At 59.5% G+C, this 20669-nt stretch carries 19 protein-coding genes and 1 pseudogene; 3 read left to right on the top strand and 17 right to left on the bottom strand.

The features are described from left to right. Position 1 precedes the first annotated feature (1 nt). Genes RHM55_RS16980 through RHM55_RS17040 form a run of 13 tightly spaced genes read right to left on the bottom strand, consistent with a single transcriptional unit; the run spans position 2 to position 11936 of the window. Positions 2-1162 (bottom strand): sodium:proton antiporter, encoded by a 1161-nt coding sequence (locus RHM55_RS16980; RefSeq protein WP_322177470.1) that lies wholly within the window; start codon positions 1160-1162, stop codon positions 2-4. Next, positions 1159-3513, bottom strand: a complete 2355-nt coding sequence (locus RHM55_RS16985; protein ID WP_322177471.1) for an MMPL family transporter — start codon at positions 3511-3513, stop codon at positions 1159-1161. Before RHM55_RS16985 ends, RHM55_RS16980 begins: the two co-directional genes overlap by 4 nt. Continuing rightward, complete coding sequence (locus tag RHM55_RS16990) at positions 3497-4099, bottom strand: outer membrane lipoprotein carrier protein LolA (RefSeq protein WP_322177472.1); 603 nt, start codon at positions 4097-4099, stop codon at positions 3497-3499. The genes RHM55_RS16985 and RHM55_RS16990 overlap by 17 nt, the downstream gene beginning before the upstream one ends. Beyond that, positions 4096-4521, bottom strand: coding sequence for an acyl-CoA thioesterase (locus RHM55_RS16995; RefSeq protein WP_322177473.1), 426 nt, complete (start codon positions 4519-4521; stop codon positions 4096-4098). Before RHM55_RS16995 ends, RHM55_RS16990 begins: the two co-directional genes overlap by 4 nt. Further along, positions 4511-6058, bottom strand: a complete 1548-nt coding sequence (locus tag RHM55_RS17000) for an aromatic amino acid ammonia-lyase (protein WP_322177474.1) — start codon at positions 6056-6058, stop codon at positions 4511-4513. The genes RHM55_RS16995 and RHM55_RS17000 overlap by 11 nt, the downstream gene beginning before the upstream one ends. Beyond that, the gene (locus RHM55_RS17005) at positions 6039-6989 is read right to left on the bottom strand and encodes a glycosyl transferase (protein WP_322177475.1); all 951 of its coding nucleotides are present in this window, start codon (positions 6987-6989) and stop codon (positions 6039-6041) included. Before RHM55_RS17005 ends, RHM55_RS17000 begins: the two co-directional genes overlap by 20 nt. Further along, a complete protein-coding gene (locus RHM55_RS17010) occupies positions 6982-7719 on the bottom strand; it encodes a glycosyltransferase family 2 protein (RefSeq protein ID WP_322177476.1) in 738 nt (245 codons plus the stop codon). Before RHM55_RS17010 ends, RHM55_RS17005 begins: the two co-directional genes overlap by 8 nt. Continuing rightward, complete coding sequence (locus tag RHM55_RS17015) at positions 7712-9391, bottom strand: AMP-binding protein (RefSeq protein ID WP_322177477.1); 1680 nt, start codon at positions 9389-9391, stop codon at positions 7712-7714. The genes RHM55_RS17010 and RHM55_RS17015 overlap by 8 nt, the downstream gene beginning before the upstream one ends. Beyond that, the gene (locus RHM55_RS17020) at positions 9388-9933 is read right to left on the bottom strand and encodes a hypothetical protein (protein WP_322177478.1); all 546 of its coding nucleotides are present in this window, start codon (positions 9931-9933) and stop codon (positions 9388-9390) included. The genes RHM55_RS17015 and RHM55_RS17020 overlap by 4 nt, the downstream gene beginning before the upstream one ends. After that, complete coding sequence (locus tag RHM55_RS17025) at positions 9930-10184, bottom strand: acyl carrier protein (protein WP_322177479.1); 255 nt, start codon at positions 10182-10184, stop codon at positions 9930-9932. Before RHM55_RS17025 ends, RHM55_RS17020 begins: the two co-directional genes overlap by 4 nt. Before the next feature lie 9 nt (positions 10185-10193). Further along, complete coding sequence (locus RHM55_RS17030; protein WP_219064478.1) at positions 10194-10454, bottom strand: phosphopantetheine-binding protein; 261 nt, start codon at positions 10452-10454, stop codon at positions 10194-10196. Beyond that, entirely contained in the window at positions 10429-11241 is an 813-nt protein-coding gene (locus RHM55_RS17035) for a lysophospholipid acyltransferase family protein (protein WP_322182993.1), read from the bottom strand. Before RHM55_RS17035 ends, RHM55_RS17030 begins: the two co-directional genes overlap by 26 nt. Next, positions 11217-11936, bottom strand: a complete 720-nt coding sequence (locus RHM55_RS17040; RefSeq protein ID WP_322177480.1) for a beta-ketoacyl synthase chain length factor — start codon at positions 11934-11936, stop codon at positions 11217-11219. The genes RHM55_RS17035 and RHM55_RS17040 overlap by 25 nt, the downstream gene beginning before the upstream one ends. Positions 11937-12297: 361 nt before the next feature. Between RHM55_RS17040 and RHM55_RS17045 the strand changes: the two genes are divergently transcribed. Then, complete coding sequence (locus RHM55_RS17045) at positions 12298-13077, top strand: ParA family protein (RefSeq protein WP_219064476.1); 780 nt, start codon at positions 12298-12300, stop codon at positions 13075-13077. A gap of 28 nt (positions 13078-13105) precedes the next feature. Here RHM55_RS17045 and RHM55_RS17050 read toward each other — a convergent pair. Further along, positions 13106-13492: pseudogene (locus RHM55_RS17050) on the bottom strand (PAAR domain-containing protein); the annotation flags it as partial. 131 nt (positions 13493-13623) lie between these two features. Next, a complete protein-coding gene (gene trxC, locus RHM55_RS17055; RefSeq protein WP_219064475.1) occupies positions 13624-14058 on the bottom strand; it encodes a thioredoxin TrxC in 435 nt (144 codons plus the stop codon). Positions 14059-14476: 418 nt separating this feature from the next. On the opposite strand from trxC, the gene RHM55_RS17060 reads away from it, so the two are divergent. Both RHM55_RS17060 and RHM55_RS17065 read left to right on the top strand, forming a co-directional pair. Then, positions 14477-14923, top strand: coding sequence for a hypothetical protein (locus RHM55_RS17060; protein WP_322177481.1), 447 nt, complete (start codon positions 14477-14479; stop codon positions 14921-14923). A gap of 169 nt (positions 14924-15092) precedes the next feature. Then, complete coding sequence (locus RHM55_RS17065; protein ID WP_322177482.1) at positions 15093-15851, top strand: hypothetical protein; 759 nt, start codon at positions 15093-15095, stop codon at positions 15849-15851. Here the strand turns inward: RHM55_RS17065 and selO are convergent. Then, positions 15790-17253: a protein adenylyltransferase SelO gene (gene selO, locus RHM55_RS17070; RefSeq protein WP_322177483.1), complete on the bottom strand. Its 1464-nt coding sequence runs from the start codon at positions 17251-17253 to the stop codon at positions 15790-15792. The two genes, RHM55_RS17065 and selO, sit on opposite strands and share 62 nt — an antisense overlap. Before the next feature lie 48 nt (positions 17254-17301). Then, entirely contained in the window at positions 17302-20664 is a 3363-nt protein-coding gene (gene mscK / locus RHM55_RS17075; protein ID WP_322177484.1) for a mechanosensitive channel MscK, read from the bottom strand. Positions 20665-20669: the final 5 nt, after the last annotated feature.

The raw sequence follows: 20669 nt of genomic DNA on the forward strand, positions 1-20669 counted from the left end.
TTCAGCTGTTGGCACAAGGGCTCCTTGCCTGTTCGGCGGGTTTGACAATCATTCGGTTCATGCCCGCGAATGCGGGCATCAGGGTCGCGATCAAGCCCATCAGCATCAGCGCGAAGTACAGCGCAGGACTGATCAGCTGTTGTTGCAGCAGCAGGTTGAGGAAGACGATCTCACTCAACCCGCGAATATTGAGCAGCAGGCTTTCACGCCAGCGGCTTGCGCCAGTAAACGACGGCGTAGCCCAGCGCAGACCGAGCCAGTTGCCGAACACTTTGCTGGCAATCGGCAGCGCCAGCAGCGCGCCGAGTTGCAGCCAACTGAGGCTGCTTACCGCGCTGTGAACGTTGATCTGGACGATCCCGAACGTCAGGATCAGGGGGATTGCCAGTGTGTTCTGCAGGCGTTTGAACCGTTCAGGGCTTAGTGGCAGTACGAAGGGTTGCTTGAGCCAGGCCATGCAAAACAGGTAGCCGATACCCAGGATCAAGGCGTTGAGTTTGTAGTGCTCGGCGACCACCAGCAGTGCGAAAAAGGTCAGGCTATAGACCCATGGCTGGCGCAGACGCAGCGCCCTGAAGAGCAACGGTACGCAGGCGCCCAGCAGCGGTAGCAACAGGCTGCTAAGGTGCAGGCTGCCTTGGGCGATGGCGAACAGACTCCAGCAGGTCAGGTCGATCAGGATCGCAGTCTGTACCAGGCGTCGGGTCGCCGCAGGTGGGTAGTCGATGTGGTGCAGGTATAAAAACAACACGGGAATCGCCGTGATTGCGAACACCAGGCCGACCGCCAGCGAACTTAGCCACGCTTGCTCCGGCAGCAGCCAGAACGCGCACGCCAGCCCGCAGCAGAAGGGCACGCAAAAGCTCGGCACGGCGATTTTCAGGCTTTGCCGGTCCATGTCCAGTTCGATCACGTCGCTGAGGATGTGCCCAAGCACGAGGGCGAAACCCAGGCCATACAGGGTCTTCAACCAAACGGGCTCCACCAGTTGTGCGCCGCTGAGTTGCCAATGCGGCTCGATCCAGAACACCATCAGCAACGGCAGGCCGAACGTCGCCAGGAGCAATTGGCTGACGATGGGAATCAGGCCAACGTAGCGACCCAGGCGTGTTGCCAGCGCAAACATCAGCAAGGCCAGCAGCCAGAACAGCGCGATCATCATGCTGCCGACTCGGCGATGGCGGGTGTATGCGGTTGACGACCGGCCCACGGGGCGAGCATGAAGCTGAACGCCAGGCCGAGGCTTACGGACAGGCCGAAGTTGCTCACCGCAGGCGTGCTGGAAACCGCCAGCAGGCCGAACGACAGCCAGGTGGTGACGGCGGCGAGCAGGGTGCCGAGCAGGCTGACCGCCGCGCCGCCGACCTGCTCACGCATCAGGATCGCGTAATCGACGCTGATGGCTGTGACCAGGAGCAGCCCGAACAGGCTGAACAAGGTCAGCGGCTGACCCAGCCAGCCGAGGCTTGCCAGGCTGCACAGTGCCGCCAACAGTGGCAGGGCGACGATCCGCAGGGCGCCACTGAGACCGAAGGGCAGAATCAACAGCAACACGATCAGGCCACAGGACAACAGCTTGAGCTCCGCAGCGCTGATTTGGGTGGCGGCGAACACGTTGTTCAGATCGCCGAGACGGTCCACCAGTTGCACGCCCTCAAGGTCCAGCGCCTGTACGCGTAACAATGCCGGGTTATTCAAGCCCTGCAGGCTGACCATGCCGGCCACGCCATCAGGTGTAGCCCCCAGCCACAGCCCGCGCCACGGTTCGCCCAAAGGACCGGCCAACGCCATGTCGATGTCCTCAGTCGGTAGTGCCTGCAAGCGTGCCAGCTCTGCTTGCAGCGCACTGGCCGGTACGCCCAGCTCAATCAGCGGCTGCCAATACAACGGCAGTTTGCCCAGAGCATCGCGCACGCGGCGTTGCTCTTCGGGCGGACTGAGCAATTGGTTAAGCGCCAAGTAGCCCTGCAACTTGTCGAGGCTGATCAGTTGGTCCAGCCGCTGGCTCAGCTTGGTCTGCCGTTCGAGCAATTGCTGCTGATCGGCGGCGCGCACAAGGAAGAACTGACTGGTTGGCTGATAGCCGGTGATACGGGCAATGGTTTGGGCTTCGGCCAGCAATTGCGGCGGCGCGCTGATCCATTGGCGGATGTCGTTTTTGCTGGTCAGTTGCCACAGCCCGGCGGCACAGAATGTGAGCAGCAGCCCCAGCAACACGGGCGTGCCGATGCGGCCGAGCAGGGCTTCACGCATGCTCAACAAGCACTCAGCGATACGCAGCGGCCAGGTGGCCGGACGCAGCTCCATGTTGTTGAGCATCGCTGGCAGCAGGCACACCGCAGTCAAATAGGCGCTGACCAGCCCGGCAGCGGAGAACACCGCAATTTGGGTCAGGGCCGGGAAAGGCGTCCAGGCCAAGGCCAGATAGCCGATGCAACTGGTGGCCAGACTCAGGCTCAAGCCCGAGAGTGTCAGGCGCAAGGCTGGCCAACTGCGCCAGGACTTCATGCTCCAGCTTTTCGACAGGTAATGCAGCGGGTAATCCACCGCGACCCCGATCAGGCTGGAACCCAGCACCAGGGTCATCACGTGCATGTGGCCGAACAGCGCCACGCAGGCCACCGCGCCGAATAACATGCCCACCACCACTGGCACGAATGCCAGCAGTACGCGCCAGCGCCGAAACGCCAGCAGCAGCAGCAACAAAATACCCAGCGTGGCGCCGCCGCCGACCCAGGTGATTTCCCGGGAGGCTTGGCGTTGGCCCTCGGCGGCGTATAGCAAACCGCTGGCGGCGAGCAATTGCGCGTCAGCCTGGCGGGCTTGTTCGCGCGCGGCACTGAGCAGGTCGGCGACCTGCAGGGGCAAGTGCATGTCGAATGCATTGCCTCGGGTTCGTGCGCGCAGCAACACCCAGCTTTTACCGTCGGCGTTGGCGATCAACGCGCCACTGCCGAGATCCAGCTGCACGGAACCATGCTGCGGCTGGCTGTTTTGGATACGCCCGGTCAGGCCGAGCCAGTCATCCTGGCTGGGCACCAGACTGAAGCCGGTGAAGGGGTCGAACAGACTCTGTACGCGTTGCTGAATGAACGCTTGCGGTTGCTCGATCAACTCGCTACGGTCGGCGGGCGACAACATCGCCAGTCGCCCCTGGAGCAATTGCTGGCGCAGCCCCGGGATGTCGGTTTGCAGGTTCCATTGAACCTTCTCGAACAACCCGCTGGCCTGCCATTTTTCGCCCAGCTGTTGGGCCAGATCGATGGCGTGCTGGCGATCCGCGTGGCCAACCAGCACCAGCATCTCGCGGTTGAGGGGTTCTTGCATGCGCTCTTCGGCGCGCAGTTCCAGGGCATCCGGGGTTGAGCCGGGCACCAGCTCCATCAAGTTCGCCGACAGTGGAGGACCGTTGCGCCATTGCCAGCCAGCCAGGGCCAGCATGGCCAGCAAGAGTACCAGGAACAGGCGCGGCATCCAGCGTTCAAACGACTGGCGTCTAGTCAACAAAGTCATGGTGCTCCGCATCGCTCAAGGTGCCAGCGGCGCTGCTGTTGATCATGCGTAGCAGGGTGCTGTCACCCTGAGTTTCAAGCAGTTCGATACGCTGAACCAGTTCGCCGCCGTCAATATTGATTTGTTTGAACACCTGTTGCAGCAGCAACGAGCGCGGGGTCAGGGTCAGTTGCCACGCCTGTGCATCGCCTTTAAGTTGCAGGTCGAAATCGCGTTGCAGGCCACTGCTGTCGCCTTGCAGTACGGCGAGGAACAGCCGGTTTTGCTCGGCGCCTGCGCTCTTGTTCGGCAGCAATTGCCAACCATTGGCATCGCGGCGGGCGATCCCGACGGTACTGATTCGATAATCCTGTTTCAGCGGTGTCGCCAGCAGCCAGAGCAGGCCATAGTCCTTGGCGAGGACGAATTTACCCTTGCTGGTCAACGGCTGGGGCAGGGCGCGCAGGTGTTTTTCCTGAATGAAATCGCCATGAATCACTGAGGGTTTCCCCAGTTGCGTGCTCAGTTGTTGCAGGTCAAAGGCGTTGGCCAGCGATGACAGACCAAGCAGCGCAACGGCGAACAACAGGTGGTAAAGGCGGTTCATGGCAGCGCTCTCTGTACCGCATCGGTGAACACTTTGGGCGATGCCAGTTGCATGTCGTGGCTGGTAATCTCCACGGCCACTTGAATTGTGGTGGCGCGGGTCATGCGCTCGCCCGTGACGGCGTCGCTGATCAGGTAGTTGATCTTCAAGCGGTTCTCCCACTCCACCAGACTGGCGCGAACGTTAAGCTTCTGGCCGAAAACTGCGCCGCGTATATAACGTAATTGCAGGTCAATGACCGGCCAGGCGTAGCCGGAATCGAGCATCTGCTGGTAGTTGTGGTCCAGTTGGTCGAGCAGCGCACAGCGGGCGACTTCCAGGTACTTGATGTAATGGCCGTGCCAGACCACGTTCATCATGTCGATGTCGAAAAATGGCACCTGGATTTCGGTGTCAGTGTGGATCAGGCCCTTACTGCGCATGCAGCCTCCAGTGGCGGTCGGCGATCCGCTGCAGGCACAGCCGCAGTTCGCCGTCCAGCGCGCGGTCTTCGATCACGGGCGGGAAGTCTTTGCTCAGTTGCTCGTGCATGGCTGCCAGCGCGGGCGGCAGGGGCCGAGCATCGTCAGCCTGACTGCGCAGCCAGACACCTTGGTTGGCCGCGAGCAAGGTGGCGGCGGCTACTTGCTCGGTCAGCTCCAGTACGCGGATCGCATCACGGGCGGCGATGGTGCCCATGCTGACCTTGTCCTGGTTATGGCATTCGGTGGAACGCGAGAACACGCTGGCCGGCATGGTGTTTTTCAAGGCTTCGGCTGTCCAGGCACTGGTGCCGATCTGCACTGCCTTGAACCCGTGGTTGAGCATTGCCCGCTCAGCGCTGGCGCCTGACAGGTTGCTTGGCAGGCCGTGGCTGTAACGCACGTCCACCAGCAATGCCAGTTGCCGATCCAGCAGGTCGGCGACGTTGGCTACCAGGGTCTTGAGGCTGTCCATGGCGAACGCGATGTGGCCGCCATAGAAGTGGCCGCCATGCAGTACGCGTTCGGCTTCAGCGTCGATGATCGGGTTGTCGTTGGCGCTGTTCAGCTCGATTTCGATGAATGAACGCAGCCAGTTCAGGCTGTCGGCCAACACGCCCAGGACATGGGGGGCGCAACGCAGCGAATAGCGATCTTGCAAGCGGTGCAAGGGCGCGGTCGGTGCATCGATGGCCAGGTCCTGGCGCAACCAGGCGGCGACTTGCATCTGCCCTGGGTGTGGCTTGGTGGCAAACAGGCGTTCATCGAAATGCTCGGGATTGCCCTGCAAGGCCACCACGTTCATGGCGGTGATGCGGGTCGCCAGTTGCAGCAGGTAATCGGCGCGGGCGAAGGCGAGGCAGGCGATGCCGGTCATGACTGCGGTGCCGTTCATCAAGGCCAGCGCTTCTTTCGGGCGCAGGACCAACGGCTCCCAGCCCAACTCGCGGTGCACGTCAGCGGCCGCGCGGCGCTCGCCACGGAACATCACTTCGCGCTCACCGGACAAGGTCGCGGCCACGTAAGACAGCGGCGTCAGGTCACCGCTGGCGCCCACTGAGCCTTCTTCCGGGATCTGCGGCAGGATGTCTTGGTCGATAAAGGCCTGAAGGCGCTCCAGCAACTCCACGCGCACCCCGGAAACGCCCATGCACAGCGACTGCAACCGCGCAGCGAGTACCGCACGGGTCGCTTGTGCGTCGAGCATTTTACCGAGACCGCAGCCGTGGAACGTGTACAAGTGACGTGGCAGCGCTTCGACGTGCTGCAACGGCACCGCGACGACACAGGAGTCGCCATAACCGGTGGTTACGCCATAGATCACGCCTTCCTTGTCCAACAGGGAATCAAGAAATTGCGCGCCTTTGGCGATGCGCAGGCGAAATGCGCTGTCGTTTTGCAGCTGCGTCGGCACTTGGCGATTGGCCAGAAGCAGCACCTCTTCAATACGCAACGGCCGTTCGCCGAAGGTTACCGGTTCAAGCGCTTGGATCGTCATCGGTCTTCCAGAATGAGTAGAAGTTGAACCACTGATGTGGTGCCTCAAGGCAATAATGGGCGAGGCGTGCGGCGTAGCGCTGGACATGTCCGGCGACCACCTGCTCGCGATTACTGCGCCGCCATTTAATGCGCTCGGCGAAAGGTTCGAGAATGACGCGATAACCGCTGGCGCCCTTCAGGCAGAAAATCAGATTGATCGGGCATTGCAGCAAGCCCGCCAACAGCCATGGGCCCTGCGGGAATGCGGCGGGGTGGCCAAGGAAATCCACCCGTACATTGCGCCCGCCATGCAGGGGGACGCGGTCGCCAGCAATGGCCAGCCATTCACCGTTATCCAGGCGTTGGCTCAATTGCAGCATGATCATCGGGTTCAGCTCGCTGACCTGAATCAGGCGCAGATTAGTGGCCCCCGCTTCACCCAACAGGCGATTGAAGCGTTCGGCGTGCTTGGTGTGCACCAGCACGTTCATGGTGACCCGTTCACCCAGTTCGGCCAGCGCGCGGCAGACTTCGAGATTGCCCAGATGGGTGCCGACCAGCATTTGCCCGCGCCCACTGCGCAACTGGTTGCGCAGCAAGTCGTGATCGACAATCGTGATCTGGTCCAGCGTGAGCTTGCCGTTCCATACGTCGAGCTTGTCCAGCAGTGCATCGGCGAAGGCCATGAACTGCTTGAACACGCTCCGCCGGGTGGGGCGTAGCGCCGATTGTCTGCTCCAGCTGGCCAGGTACTGCTGGTATTGCCAGGCATTCTGTCGGGCGCCAGGGCCAAATACGAAGAAGTACAGGACGATGCCGTACAGCACGGGAGTCAGCAGGCGTCGCCCGAAATGACGCACGCCCCAGGCCATCAGTTTCATCAGCAGAAAGCTGCCACGCTCCTGATGAGCGGCCCAATGTTTTTTGGCTTCGTTCGTCGGCTCACTCATGTCGCCACCGACGCCACAGGATCAGCGGCATACGCACCAACATGCCGAAGAACAGTTTGGTGTGCATTTTCGTGATCAGTACGTTGTCGCGGAACAGCCGGAAGTGCGACACCCCGTCCAGCGGGTAATGAACACGGGTCGGCAGCCAGAGCATTGGCTGATTGCGCCAGGACAGGCGCACTAGGATGTCCGAGTCGAAGTCCATCCGCGTGCCCACCTGCACCGAGTCGATCAGCTTGATAGTCGGTGCCAGGGGGTAGAGCCGGAAGCCACACATTGAATCGCGAATCTGAAACGACAGGGTGTTGACCCAGACCCAGAAGTGGGTCAGGTAGCGTGCATACAGGCGAACCTTGGGCACGCTGGCGTCGTACTGCGGATAGCCGCAAATCACCGCCAGGGGAGCACGGCGCGAGGCGTCGAGAAACAGTGATACGTCGTTCAGGTCATGTTGACCGTCGGCATCCACTTGCAGTGCATGACTGAAGCCCAGGCGCGCAGCTTCGCGGAAACCGGTCATCACCGCGCCACCTTTGCCTTGGTTGATCGGCAGGCGCACCACATAGACGTTATCTTCTCCGGCCAACGCTTGCAGCACCGCCGCGCAACTCGGGCTGCTGCCGTCGTCGACCAGCACACAGGGTAGGCCTGCCTTCAGCAGTTCGTGCACGACGGCGGACACCGTCCGCTCGTGGTCATAGACCGGGATCACCGCGCAAGGGTTATGCATGCGCAGCCTCCAGCACGATACGGCCACTGGAGCAGGCAGCTTCTGTGTTGCGGTAGGCAAAATACAGTTTGCTGCGCTCGGCATCGAAATGCAGGGTCAGCGCAACCTGATCGCCAGGGCGCACCAGTTGCTGGAACTTCAACACTTCCATGCCTGCAAATCGCGGTGGCAGATCCAGTAGGCGCCGGCCCAGGCTCAGCGCCCAATCGACCTGCACCACGCCCGGCAGTACCGGGGTTTGCGGGAAGTGTCCGCTGAAATAAGCCAGGTCCGCGGGAATGATCAAGTCAAGGTGCCACTCGCCGCCTACTTGCTGCTGGCTGAGCAGTTCCGGCTCTTTGGGACGCGCAGCAAGCAGCAGGGCTTCGACCTCAGCCTGTGGCAGTTTGCCTTGGGCGTTGAGCGGTAGCTGACGCAGCAGTCGCCAGCGCCTCGGTAGGGCGATGGCCTCGCAATACGGGCGCAAATGGCGGCGCAGTTGCTCGGTCAGCGTACGTCGGCCTTGATTGCGCAAGGCATGCAGACCGCTTTCGCTGAGAACCACCAACGCGCCGAGGGACGCCCGGTTCTCTTGAACCACGCCCAGACGCACCTCGCTGACCCACTCATGTGCCGCCAGCGCGTGTTCCAGTTGCGGCAGGGAAATACGCTTTTCTTCAAGCTTGACGATGCGGTCCAGCCGGCCGAGCAATTCAAAACGTCCGTCAGCGCTGAAGCGCGCGGCGTCGGCCGTGTGTTCGACATGGCCAACAGGCAAGTAAGGGGACTCGATCAGCAGGGCGCCGTCGCTGTCCTGGCTCAGTTGCACTCCTTCAAAACCCTGCCACAGGCTGTCGCCCTGACGCCAGGCGATGCCGCCGGTTTCCGAACTGCCGAGGATTTCGGTTGGCCATTGGCCCAAACGCTGCTGCAAGCTGCGCGCGGCTTCGGCGGGCAGCGCACCGCCCGAAGAGAATACGCGGCGCACGCTGCTCAAGGCCGGCCAATCGAGGTTGTCGCCCATGCGCTTGAGCAGTGCCGGACTGGCGACCCAGGCGAATGTCGGATGTTCGCGACTGGTTCGCTGTAAATCTTCAGGGAATGGCAGCTGCTTGCGCACAAAACTGCGCCCGGCACACAGCGGCCACAGCACCCGGAACAGCAAGCCGTAAATATGCTGGGTGGCAACGCTGCCGATGATGCAGGACGTGCCGAGGTCGGCGCCCCACAGCGCTTCCAGTGCTTTGACTTCATTGGCCAACTGGCGCAGACGCTTTTCGATCAGCTTCGGTTCGCCACTGGAGCCTGACGTGCACAGGCTCAGGCGACAGGTGTCGAGGTCCAGCGCGGTGGGCGACAGCGGCGCGGCGTGTAATTCATCCAGGTGTGTGTCGCCCACCTGATCGCTGAGCCACAGGTCGACGTCGTTCGACCAGCGCTCGCGGGTTTGTGCTTGCAGGTCTGCGGGCAATAACACGCTGACACCGGCACGCCATGCACCGAACAAGGCCACGGCCAGCTGACCGGCGTCTTCCAGATGCAGCGCAAGGCGCTTGACGTCTCGGGCCTGGAGACCGGCGGCAACACTCAGGGCCTGCTCGCAGAAACGGGCGTGGTCCAGGGCGGGGGCCATCGTCAGTTCGCGGGCAGGCAAAGCCTCGAGCAACAGGTGCTCAAGTGGTATCCAATTCATGCGCGACCTCTTACACGTTGACGTAACAGCCATTCACCGGCAAACAGCAGGCCCATCAGGCCATAAGCGATCAAGCCGTTGTACAGCGTCCACCAACTCAATGGCGCCCACAGGGTCAACGCCGCTGCGAGCAGGCCATTACACAGAAAAAACAGGCTCCAGACCTGGGTCACCTGTCGGGTGTAGCGGATCGCGATCACGGGCAAGTCAGGCTCGCTCAGGCGTGCCAATCGCTCGATGACGGGTGGGCCATAGATCAGGCTGAGGCCGAACAGACTCAACATGAATCCGCTGACGAGCACCGGGTACCAGCGCAGTAATAACGGGCTATTGAACAGCCCCAGCAGCAGGCAAAAACCCAGGGCGACAACGGCCGTCAACACGCTGCCAGGACGGCGTTTTCCCGTCAGCGCCCGCGCCAGCCATAGCCCTCCGAGCAGCAAGGCAAACTGCCAAGGGGCGAAATGTTCAATGCCGAAATACACCGCAAAGGGGTAAAGCACGCCAGCCAACAGCAGGCCAAGGGCGATCAGCCGACTCATGCGGTCGGATTGACCAGGCGGTAAACCGCCTCGACCACATCGTTGACGGTGCGTACGGCTTTGAAGTCTTCAGCGGCGATTTTCTTGCCGGTCTTGCGTTTGATGTGGTCGATCAGGTCCACGGCATCAATGCTGTCAATTTCCAGGTCCTGGTACAGGTTGGCTTGCAGGTTGACTCGCTCAGGCTCAAGTTCGAACAGCTCAACCAGCGCACTGCGCAGGGTGTCGAAGATGTCTTCACGGGTTTGCATTGTTATTCCTCAGGCCGCTTGTCTGGCGCTGACGAACGCCGCAAGGCTGTCCACGCTGGTGAAGTGATTACGGGTGTCTTTGGCGTCGGCGTCGATCTTGATGCCGTAACGTTTCTGAATCGCCAGGCCCAGTTCCAGGGCGTCTACCGAATCCAGGCCAAGGCCTTCGCCGAACAGGATCTGATCGTTGCCGATGTCATGGGTGCTGATGTCTTCGAGGCCCAGGGCGTCGATAATCAGCTGCTTAATTTCCAGGTGCAGATCGCTCATCTTTGGCGAGCTCCTTGATGAAGTACTGATGCAGATAATCGTTGAGCTTGCGCGAGGCTATGGGTGCCGGGCCAAGCACAGCAAAGGCTTGTGGATCTATATCGGCCCCAACGCGCAAACTGAAGTGCGCCCGGCGCTTTGGGATGCGATACCAGGGCTGGGCTTTAGTCAGGGTGCTGGGATTGACTTGGATCGTCACCGGGGTAATGAGTTTCGCACCTCGCAGTGCAATTGAGGCTCCGCCACGATGAAAGGCAGGCACCTGCCCCGGCGTGGTGCGCGTGCCTTCCGGGAAAATAATCAGTGTCTGCCCGCTGCGTAGAGCGTCTGCGGCAGCATCGAGCATCTCCATGCTGCCATCATTGCTGATGTAATCGGCGGAACGCACCGGCCCCCGGGTAAAGGGGTTCTGCCACAAGCTCTGTTTGACCACGCAATTGGCATTGCGCACCAACCCGATCAGAAATACCACGTCGATCAGCGACGGATGGTTGGCAATGATCATCTGGCCCGGGCGGCCGAGTTTTTCCGCGCCCTGGACGTCATAGGTCAGCACGCCGGTGCGTGCCATAAATCGGATGAACCGCCAGAGCAGCCAACTGATCGTGCGTCGGGCGCGGGACCGATGGCGTTGCGCATCGCCGGGCAGGCAGCTCAACAAAGGGAAAAACACCAATCGCAGGCACAGGCCGACCACCCCGAAAAGGGCAAAGCTCAGGGCGGTAGCCAGCAGGCGCCAATAATAGGCGTCGCGGCGCTTGCTCAGCGGGTCCGTTGCCAGGTCCACAATCGGTTTTTCCATGAATGTTGGCAGGTGGTCTGCTCGCTCGTTAACGTGCGCAACAGGTTGAGGGCGTGAGGCCACTCTGTATGGGACATGTTTTCGCTGCCGGTGCTCAGGCACAACTGCCAGTCGGTGCCAGGGGTCAGCAGCAGCCCTACCGCGTAGGGAAAGGGCACGTCCTCGATCCAGTCGGCATAAGCTGCAGGTGGCTGGTCTTCCGTGACGATCAGCAGCACGGCTGGCGAGCCCTCGGCCAGCAGGGCAACGGCTTCAATAATACCGTGTTCCAGGCCGTCACCCGCTGCAGCCAGCGCCGTCATCTCACTGGTTTCACCGCGCATGATCGACCACAGGCCAATCACGGCATTGTGCACTGAGAGGCTGAACTGGGTGGGCGACAGCGGCTGATTGGCGGCCAGATCGGAGAGGATGTCGAGGGTCCGAGGGGTTTCGCCATGGCGCGAGACGAACACCAGCGGAAGCTGTTCAAGACCTTCAGCCAATGGCCAGCCAACGCTGAAAGCCATCCGCGCCAGGCGACTCAAGCGTCTGCGCTGCATAGCGGGCAAAAACGAGACGTCGGGCGCCATATCCCCACTGTCTAAAAGGGAAGGGCTCAGGCTCCATTGCTGCCAGTCCTCGACCGTTTCCAGGCCGGGGGCCCAGGCGCGCCATTGTGCGATGTTGAACGTGATCACGAGTTTTCTTCCCGCCCCTGCGGGCATGCCTTTCGCTGCGGTTTTCCGAGACAACACCCATTTGAGCACGGTTCGCCGAAACGGCACCCATTCGGGTGAGGCGCTTTAGCCGAGAGGCGCGCATTATCCCGATGGGGCTGATGAGTAGCAAATGCTGTTACGAATAGTTTATTTAGACAAATAGTTCCTTCGTTATGCATTTTTAATTTCGACTTCGCTGTGTAGGAAAATCGCTATTAATTATGTAAGCCTAAGTCCGTTATCGGCGTCTTTTCAGATGAAGCGCTCGCCCTTGTCACCCGCTTTGCTTAGACTCGGGCCCATTCATCAAGGCCATTTACAGAACCAAGGAGGTCTATTCATGCGGCGCGTGGTGTTCAATCAGAAAGGCGGAGTGGGTAAGTCCAGTATCGCCTGCAACCTGGCGGCAGTCAGCGCTCACGAAGGGTATCGGACGCTTTTGATCGATCTTGATGCCCAGGCCAACTCGACGCAGTACCTCACCGGTTTGACCGGCGACGATATTCCGATGGGCATCGCCGATTTCTTCAAGCAAACCCTGTCGTCAGGTCCGTTTGCCAAGAAGAATAAGGTCGATATCTATGAAACGCCCTTCGACAACCTGCACGTGGTAACCGCCACGGCAGAGCTGGCCGACTTGCAGCCCAAGCTTGAGGCCAAACACAAGATCAACAAGTTGCGAAAACTTCTTGATGAACTGGACGAGGATTACGACCGGATTTATCTGGATACACCGCCTGCGCTGAATTTTTACGCGGTTTCGGCGCTGATCGCTGCCGACAGGGTATTGATCCCTTTTGACTGCGATAGTTTTTCGCGTCAGGCGCTGTATGGCCTGCTCAAGGAAATCGAAGAGCTGAAGGAAGATCATAACGAGGGCCTGGAAGTGGAAGGCATTATCGTCAACCAATTCCAGTCCCGCGCCAGTCTGCCGCAGCAAATCCTCGATGAGCTGATCGCTGAAGGTTTGCCGGTGTTGCCGGTTTACCTCAACAGTTCGGTGAAAATGCGCGAGTCGCATCAGGCCAACATTCCGTTGATCCATCTCGAGCCACGGCACAAGTTGACCCAGCAGTTCGTTGATCTGCACGACCTGCTTGAATCGGGAGCTCAGCGCTGACACCTACCGCACTGGAGGGTTGTCGCAGAGGTGAAAACAACTTCTCGCGCAATGAGCCGTCGTGGATGGCGCGGGACCATTGTTCGGCGGCCATCCGCGCGGCTTCGGCGAGGTCTGCCGGGATGGGAATCGTCGCCTCCATATCGGCCTGAATGCTGTCTTGTGTCGCCAGCAATCGATGGCTGCCTAGTATGCAGCCGCACTGCACCCAATGGCCGTGGGTTGCCACCGCGACATACTCGTCAACGTAGGTTGGATTGCCTTGGGCGATGTAACCGACGCTATCGCACGCCGGGCACCACACGGGGTCGCCCATCCTCGCCAGTTTGCGCAGCAACACGATTGCCTTGGCGGAAGCCGCTATGACAAAACCGTCCGTGGTAGTGAGATCACCTTCCCTGATGACAAATGTCATAGATAGTCCTTACCCATCGCTCAAGTAGAGTAAGGAAGGCTAGTAGTAAAGCGCGGCAGCAGGTGCCGGAAAACCCTGTTTCGGAATCGGCCTACAGAAAAGTCAGCACCTGTGCCGCTGCTGAAAAACGTCTAAATCCCTTGGCTTTTCAACCAGGCCAGTAGCTGCGGCAAAGGGAAGGCGCCACTTTGACGCGCGACTTCCTGGCCATTCTTGAACAGGATCAAGCTGGGGATCGAACGAATGCCTAGCTGAGCCGACAGCTGTTGGTTGGCCTCACTGTCCAGCTTGGCGAGCCGGCAGCGCCCTGACAGCTGACTGGCCGCCTGTTCGAAGACGGGAGCAAAAGACTTGCACGGGCCGCACCACGCCGCCCACACGTCCACCAACAGCGGCAGATCGCCTTTGATCTGGCTGGCGTAGTCGCCCTGAGTCAGTTCGAAAGGCTTGCTCAGCACTACCTGCGCCTTGCAGCGCCCACATTTAGGCTGATCGCCAAGGCGGTCGGCCGGGATGCGATTGAGCCCGTTGCAGTGCGGGCAGGGGATCAGGAGTGGGTCTGGCATGGGAGGCTCCGTTGGCAGTGTGTGCATTTGAGATAAATGGTGATGCTGGCGTCGAGAATCAAGTCGGCTTTTATTAGAAAAGATCCAAGTGATTAAACTATAGGCGGTGAGTTTCCGGAAATCTGTAGGGATGACCGGGGGCGCGCAGTCTTGAGTGCGAATAAGCAGTCGATCGTAGGCAAGCCTGCTCCTACAGGCCTAGGTACTTGTCCCTGTGGGATAGTCAACTACCCGTTCAGGGAGTGGTGCTCGGCAATCGAGCTCGATAGTCTCTGGCAACAGCAATCAATCTGTTGTTTTTCTTGAATAAGCGTCTATGTATAAGTGTCGAGGTCCCGTATCGCCCCCTATTAATAAATAAGCAGTGTTCGGTTTTCAATATAAAAACAATACCCTCGACTCAAGTTGGACTATCACAATGCACATTATCAATCCCATCGTTTTCTCGGTAATGCTGGCGGCTGTCACTGTTTCCTCGGCAGCGCAGGCCGGGCCGGCGGTCAGTGTTACTTTTAAAAATAACGGCACAGCGGCGGCGATCTACAGTGCCGTGGGCAAAAATGGGGCCGGCACCAAGGCGAATGCTTCGCCCACCCCAGGCGATAAGGTAGAGAAGGGAAGTTTCGACAGTTATAAAGTGCAAAGCAATCTTTCGCCGGATGTGAATTATGCCGTTGTGCATTACCAGATAGGCTCCAAGGCTTGTCAGTTCACAACGACGTATCTCAAGTCGCGTGTGCGCGGCGTGGAACTGCCGAAATGGAATAAAAATGCAGTCGCCAGTGGGGGCGCTCGGTGTGACGTAAAGATCACATCCGTTGATTTTGCTACTCACGCATGGGCTGTTGAATTTGCAATGAAATAACACGTCGGTTATCAGGTTTACAGGACGTGCTCTGCAGGTATATCTGCGTGCAGAGCAGAGTCTTGTAAGGCGTGTTTTTATCGATTAACAGGGGTGGTACATGATTAGTAATATACAGGCTTCGCCGGTAAGTTCATCCAGTACGGTAATACTCACCCAGCCTATATCAATGAGTGACAGCACGCCGGCCCAGTCTGCAATCGCTTCAACCGACACGGTGAAGGTATCAACGCTGTCTCGCCAGTTGAGTGACAGCGCGGCGCGAGCGGAGGTGCGTGATAAAAATACGAGCCGTGGCGAGCTCGGTGATATGGCTCGAAAGTTGAAAGATGATTTTTTAGGCGATAGCTACAATGCGCAAAGAGTCAGGCATGACGCGGAAAAGCCTGAAACTGACGATCCTGATTTATTAGCGAGGGCTCGGCACGCTACGGCGTATGTGAACCTTGCCAGCACGGGCGATAGGAGTACCAAGAGTCCGTTTGCTGACCTGACAACCGAGCAACTCGCCCTCATCATTTACGATGACAGCGGTTCGTATACTGTGAATGAGAGGCGAGCTGCTGCATATGACGCTAATGATATAGAACAAAAATGGCGAGTCGAGGTGATTGCCCAATCAAGGCAAGAAAGTGAGGGTAACGTCAACACACCTAAGTTCTATGCTGAAGTGCTGTCCCACTACAAATCATTACCCCCTATCGAGCAGGCTCAATACCCGGGCGATTATGAGACCCGCCTGCTGGTCAGGATCAGCGAGGGCGGGGGTGTTCAAAACACCGAGGACGACCGTCTCCTCACCCTGTTCGAAGTCCTGGCAAATATACAACTGCCTGAAAAAGAGTCTGGCCCCACCGTCCCTGGCCTCAGGATGAACAGCTTATCTCCAGATGTTTCCCCCACTCCGGCGGCCGTTCTGCGTAGTTAGCCATGCCGGGCTGTTCTTCGAAGGGGTTGCTCAGCACGGTGTGCAGGCGGCGCACTTCTTCATAGTTGCCGTCTTCGGCGGCGTCGATGGCTTTTTGTGCCAGATAGTTGCGCAGGATATAGAGCGGGTTGACCGCGTGCATGCGTGCTTGGCGTTGTTGCTCGGTGCCATTGTCTTCACGGGCGATCCGGGCTTGGTAGTCAGTGGCCCAGACATCGAAGCCTTTGATGTCGACAAAGTCATCGCGTAGGCGGGTGGAGGCCAGGGCGGCGGGCTCATCACCCAGTCGACGGAAGAACAGGGTGTAGTCGACGCCGCTGTTCTGCATCAGTTTGAGCAGGCGTTCGATCAGTTGGGTATCGCCGTCTTCGGCGCGGGTCAGGCCCAGTCTGCTGCGCATCAGGTCCAGGTAATGAGCCTGGTACAACGGCAGGAACAGACCGAGGGCTTCACGCAGGGCTTCGACACTGATGAACGGTGTCAGGGCTTGAGCGAGGGCGCTGAGGTTCCATTGGCCGATGGGCACCTGATTGCTGAAGGAGTAACGACCTTCGTGATCGGAGTGGTTGCAGATGAAGTTCTGGTCGAAATCATCGAGAAAGGCGAACGGGCCGAAGTCGAAAGTGATGCCCAGGATCGACATGTTGTCGGTGTTCATGACGCCATGGCAGAAACCGTAGGCTTGCCACTTGGCAATCAACTCGGCATTGCGCTCGACGATTGTCCGGAACATCGCCAGGTACGGCTCAGGCTGTTCCAGGCAGTCGGGAAAATGCATCGCCAGCACGTGCTCGCCCAGCTCTTTCAGGCGTTCCGGCTGCTTGGTGTAGAAGAAATACTCGAAACTGCCGAAGCGGATATGGCTCGGCGCCAGGCGCAGGACCATGGCTGCACGTTCTTGCTTCTCCCGCCACACGGGTGTGCTTGAGCCGATCACGCACGCGGCTCGACTGCTGGGGATGCCCAGTGCGTGCAAAGCTTCAGAGGCCAGAAACTCTCGGATCGATGAGCGCAATACCGCCCGGCCATCGCCCATGCGTGAATAAGGGGTCTGCCCGGCGCCCTTGAGGTGCAAGTCCCAATGTTCGCCAGCGTCGTTGTAAACCTCGCCCAACAACAGGCCGCGACCATCGCCCAGCCGTGGGTTGTAGGAGCCGAATTGGTGACCTGAATACACCATGGCCCTCGCATCGGCGTCGGCCCAGAGTTTGTGCCCACTGAAGATTTCGGCGAAGACCGGCAGTTCGGCCTGTGCCGGATCGAGATCGAGCAACGCCATGGCGGCAGCACTTGCCACCACCAGACGCGGATCAGCGATGGGCTCGGGCAGGACCGAAGTGGAGAACGCATCCCCCAGGCGGGCGAAGCGGTTGTCGAAGGTCAGTTCGTCGAGGGCTTTCAAGGGCCACCTCCAGCAGAATGTCCGACCATTCTGCTGGGATTAAGCGTATCAGTCGAGTCTGATGTCCGGTGGCTCGGGTGCGTCCTTGGCGGCAGGGGGCGCTGGCGGGACCGGTGCACTGGTTTTGTCTGCGGCTTCGATGGGCACCATCTTGTATTCCTGACCCTGCATGTTCTTGAGGTAGACCTCCACCTGGCGGAACGAGATGTTGATGTGGTGTGCCTTGAACTCGCGATTAATAAAGCGGTTGATCTCGTCGAGTACCGGGTTGCGGTCGCCGAGGTCACGCACGTGCATGCGCAGCTCGTGGTCGAGGGTGCTTTCGCCGAAGTTCAGGAAGTACACGATAGGCGGCGGGTCTTTGAGTACCCGCGGGTTTTCGTGGGCGGCCTTGAGCAGCAGGTTGCGCACCAACTCCAAGTCCGAGCCGTAATCGACCCCCAGTTTCAGGGTGACGCGGGTGATGGTGTCGGTCAGTGACCAGTTGATCAATTGCCCGGTGATGAAGGTCTTGTTCGGGACAATAATGTCCTTGCGGTCGAAGTCGGTGATGGTCGTGGCGCGGATACGGATCTTGCTGACCGTGCCTGACAGGTTGCCAATGGTGATGGTGTCGCCGATCCGCACCGGACGTTCGAACAGGATCATGATGCCGGAGATGAAGTTGGCGAAAATCTCCTGCATCCCGAAACCCAAACCTACCGACAGTGCCGCGACCAGCCATTGCAGTTTGTCCCAACTCACGCCCAGCGCCGACAGGGTGGAAACGAAACCGACCCCGGCAATCGCATACGACAGCAGGGTCGTAGTCGCGTAGGCGCTGCCCTGGGCCAGGCTCAGGCGTGACAGCACCAGCACTTCGAGCAGGCCTGGCAGGTTACCGGCCAGTACGACGGTGATGCAGATGATGATCAGTGCGCCAATCATGTCGCCGAGGCTGATTGGCACCATGCTCATGGTCGCGCCGGTGCCGCTGGTGTATTCGTAGAGGGTGATGTTGTCCAGATAGGAGAATACCGTGATCAGGTCGGACCAGACCCAATACAGCGCGCCGATAAAGCCGCCGAGCAGGGCTAGGCGAATCAAGCGCAAGGACTGTTCGTTGACCTGTTCGATATCCAGTGTCGGCTCTTCGATTACCGAGTCACCGTCACCGCTTTCCTTGGCCGCCTGACGTTTGCTCAGGGCGCGCTGGTAGGCCAGACGCCTTGCCGCTACGCCCAGGCCGCGGATGAAGGCGGCTTCGATGACCAGCCACAGCATCAGTAAGTACAGGGTGTTGATCAGTCGATCACTGAGTTTCAGCGCGGTGTAGTAGTAGCCGAAGCACACCGCGATGAACAAGGCTATTGGCAGGGCGGTGAAGATCACGCCGACCGCTTTGCGGAACAGCGACGCGCTCTCGCGAGTGGGGCTGCTGATCAGCAAACGGCTTAGCAGCCAGGTCATCATGGCGTAGCACGTCAGAACAACGGCAATCCCCAGGACGTCGTCGGCCAGCGCGGCAGGTTGATGTTCCGCCATCGCAACGACGGCGACCAACGCCAGCACCACCAGGCCCAGGCGGCGAATCCAGCCTCTGAGGAATTCAACCTGTGGTTTTTCCCAGCGGAAATGCAGTTGTGCGACGCCTCCCGGCGCGAGAATCCGGTAAGCGGTATAGAACACCAGCCAGGCCAGGGCGATTTGTAGCAAGGCCGAGCCCAGGTTGGCGTTTTGCCCGCGTGCGTCAATTTGCAAGGCATAGCCACACAACGCCAGGCCCAGCGCCACGGGCATGGCCAGCAAGATATTGATCAGGATCGCCAGCGGTGTCTGCCATTGGCTGTCGCGTTTGAAGTGGCCGATATCGGAGTGCAATTTGTTCAGCTTGCTGTAGAGCGCTTTGCGTTTCCATACCAGTGCGCCGATCAACAACAGCAGCGGCAGAAACAGCAGGGGTCTGCTTGTCAGCCCGTCTGCCAACTCGCTGACACTTGACGTCCATGGAAGGGTGGCGAGCTGTTTTGTCAGGCGCGGCTGGATGCCTTCTATCCATTCCAGGTCCAGCGGTTTATTGCTGGGAATCCAGAACATCTGCTCGTCGAGGGTCGAGCGCAGACTCAGCGCCGTGCTGGCCAGCTGTTTCTGACTGAGCTGCAGGGTAATGGACTCGTTGAGCAGCGCGCTCAGCTCACGGTTCAAACGTTCCAGCAGATCGCTGCGGGTGGTCGCAAGGTCAAGCAGGGTTTTGCGCAGCAGCGGCGTAACGTCTTCTGGCGGTTGGGTGGCGAGCAGCTTTTCGACATAAGCGCTTGGGCTGCTGATCAACTCCCGCTGTTGATTGACTTCGAATTGATACAGACGAATGTCAGCGATTTCGTCTGCCAAGCCGCTGTCGAGCGTCAGGTGCGGCAGTGCCTGTTTCTGTTTGTAGAGGATTTTGGACAGCAGCAGGCTGCCCTTGAGCACGCTGATCTGTTCATCCAGCGCCTGATCGCTTTGGGTCAGGCTATCCAGCTGTTGCTTGGTCTTGAGGTTTTGCTGGGTCAAGTCGTTGAGGCGGTCAGTGCCGCGCAACAGGTAATCCGAGAGTTTGAGATTGGCCGCGCTTTCAGTGGCCAGCAGGCTGCTGCTGCCCGCTTTTTGCGCTTCGATGGACAGTTGTGTGACGGTTTGTTGTGACTGGGCACGGCGCTTGTCGTTGATCAGGGTTTGCAGGTCTTGAATATCCTGCTCTTGCCGGCTGACGCGCTCGGTCAGCAGGTCATGCTGGCTGCTGCTCAGATCTTGCAGCAGGCTGTTGCCTGCCAGTTCCTGACGGCGCAATACCGTCAGGGCGTTGAGCGAGGCCAGTTCGGCATTGAGTTGGTTACGCTGGTCGGCGCTGAGTGGTTTGCCGCTGTCCTTGCCCGTTTTAAGGAGGTTGTTGATCTGCTGAATGCGCGTCTGATTGCTGCTGATCTCGGCCTGCGCCCGTTCCGGACGGGTCTGTGCGGTGATGGTCAGACTGTTAGCATCGTTCAGGCTTTTTTGCAGGTCGTTGAGCTGAGTGCTGCGCTCGGTGAGCATTTGCTCGAGTGGCGGCACGTCGAGGTTCGCGTAACGCTGGGTCGTCGGGACGGTTTTGCTGGCTTTGAGACGAGTCAGTTCGCGCTGGTTTTCCGCCGTCTGGCGCGGAGCCAGGCTCAGTTGCTGTTTGAGTTCGGTCAGACGCTTTTCAGCGTCTTCCTTGCTGGCGATCAGCGTCAGGGTTTGCTCAAGCACCTGTTGCAGGGCTTTTTGATCCGCATCAGCCAATTTGCGTTCGGCAATTTTATCCAGACTTTGCTGTACGGCGCTGCGGGTGGGCGGCTCGGCAGCCTGTGCCGGGATGGTAGAGAGGCAGAGCCCAAGAAGGGCGGCAACAAAAAAAGTGCGCAGGTTGAGCATAAGTA

Origin of the sequence: Pseudomonas sp. MH9.2 (assembly GCF_034353875.1) — a bacterium.
GTDB lineage: Bacteria > Pseudomonadota > Gammaproteobacteria > Pseudomonadales > Pseudomonadaceae > Aquipseudomonas.

Bases quoted from the DNA above. Each gene is read 5' to 3' on its own strand.
- RHM55_RS16980 (WP_322177470.1), bottom strand. From the start codon at position 1,162: ATGATGATCGCGCTGTTCTGGCTGCTGGCCTTGCTGATGTTTGCGCTG.
- RHM55_RS16985 (WP_322177471.1), bottom strand. From the start codon at position 3,513: ATGACTTTGTTGACTAGACGCCAGTCGTTTGAACGCTGGATGCCGCGC.
- RHM55_RS16990 (WP_322177472.1), bottom strand. From the start codon at position 4,099: ATGAACCGCCTTTACCACCTGTTGTTCGCCGTTGCGCTGCTTGGTCTG.
- RHM55_RS16995 (WP_322177473.1), bottom strand. From the start codon at position 4,521: ATGCGCAGTAAGGGCCTGATCCACACTGACACCGAAATCCAGGTGCCA.
- RHM55_RS17000 (WP_322177474.1), bottom strand. From the start codon at position 6,058: ATGACGATCCAAGCGCTTGAACCGGTAACCTTCGGCGAACGGCCGTTG.
- RHM55_RS17005 (WP_322177475.1), bottom strand. From the start codon at position 6,989: ATGAGTGAGCCGACGAACGAAGCCAAAAAACATTGGGCCGCTCATCAG.
- RHM55_RS17010 (WP_322177476.1), bottom strand. From the start codon at position 7,719: ATGCATAACCCTTGCGCGGTGATCCCGGTCTATGACCACGAGCGGACG.
- RHM55_RS17015 (WP_322177477.1), bottom strand. From the start codon at position 9,391: ATGAATTGGATACCACTTGAGCACCTGTTGCTCGAGGCTTTGCCTGCC.
- RHM55_RS17020 (WP_322177478.1), bottom strand. From the start codon at position 9,933: ATGAGTCGGCTGATCGCCCTTGGCCTGCTGTTGGCTGGCGTGCTTTAC.
- RHM55_RS17025 (WP_322177479.1), bottom strand. From the start codon at position 10,184: ATGCAAACCCGTGAAGACATCTTCGACACCCTGCGCAGTGCGCTGGTT.
- RHM55_RS17030 (WP_219064478.1), bottom strand. From the start codon at position 10,454: ATGAGCGATCTGCACCTGGAAATTAAGCAGCTGATTATCGACGCCCTG.
- RHM55_RS17045 (WP_219064476.1), top strand. From the start codon at position 12,298: ATGCGGCGCGTGGTGTTCAATCAGAAAGGCGGAGTGGGTAAGTCCAGT.
- trxC (WP_219064475.1), bottom strand. From the start codon at position 14,058: ATGCCAGACCCACTCCTGATCCCCTGCCCGCACTGCAACGGGCTCAAT.
- RHM55_RS17060 (WP_322177481.1), top strand. From the start codon at position 14,477: ATGCACATTATCAATCCCATCGTTTTCTCGGTAATGCTGGCGGCTGTC.
- RHM55_RS17065 (WP_322177482.1), top strand. From the start codon at position 15,093: ATGAGTGACAGCACGCCGGCCCAGTCTGCAATCGCTTCAACCGACACG.
- mscK (WP_322177484.1), bottom strand. From the start codon at position 20,664: ATGCTCAACCTGCGCACTTTTTTTGTTGCCGCCCTTCTTGGGCTCTGC.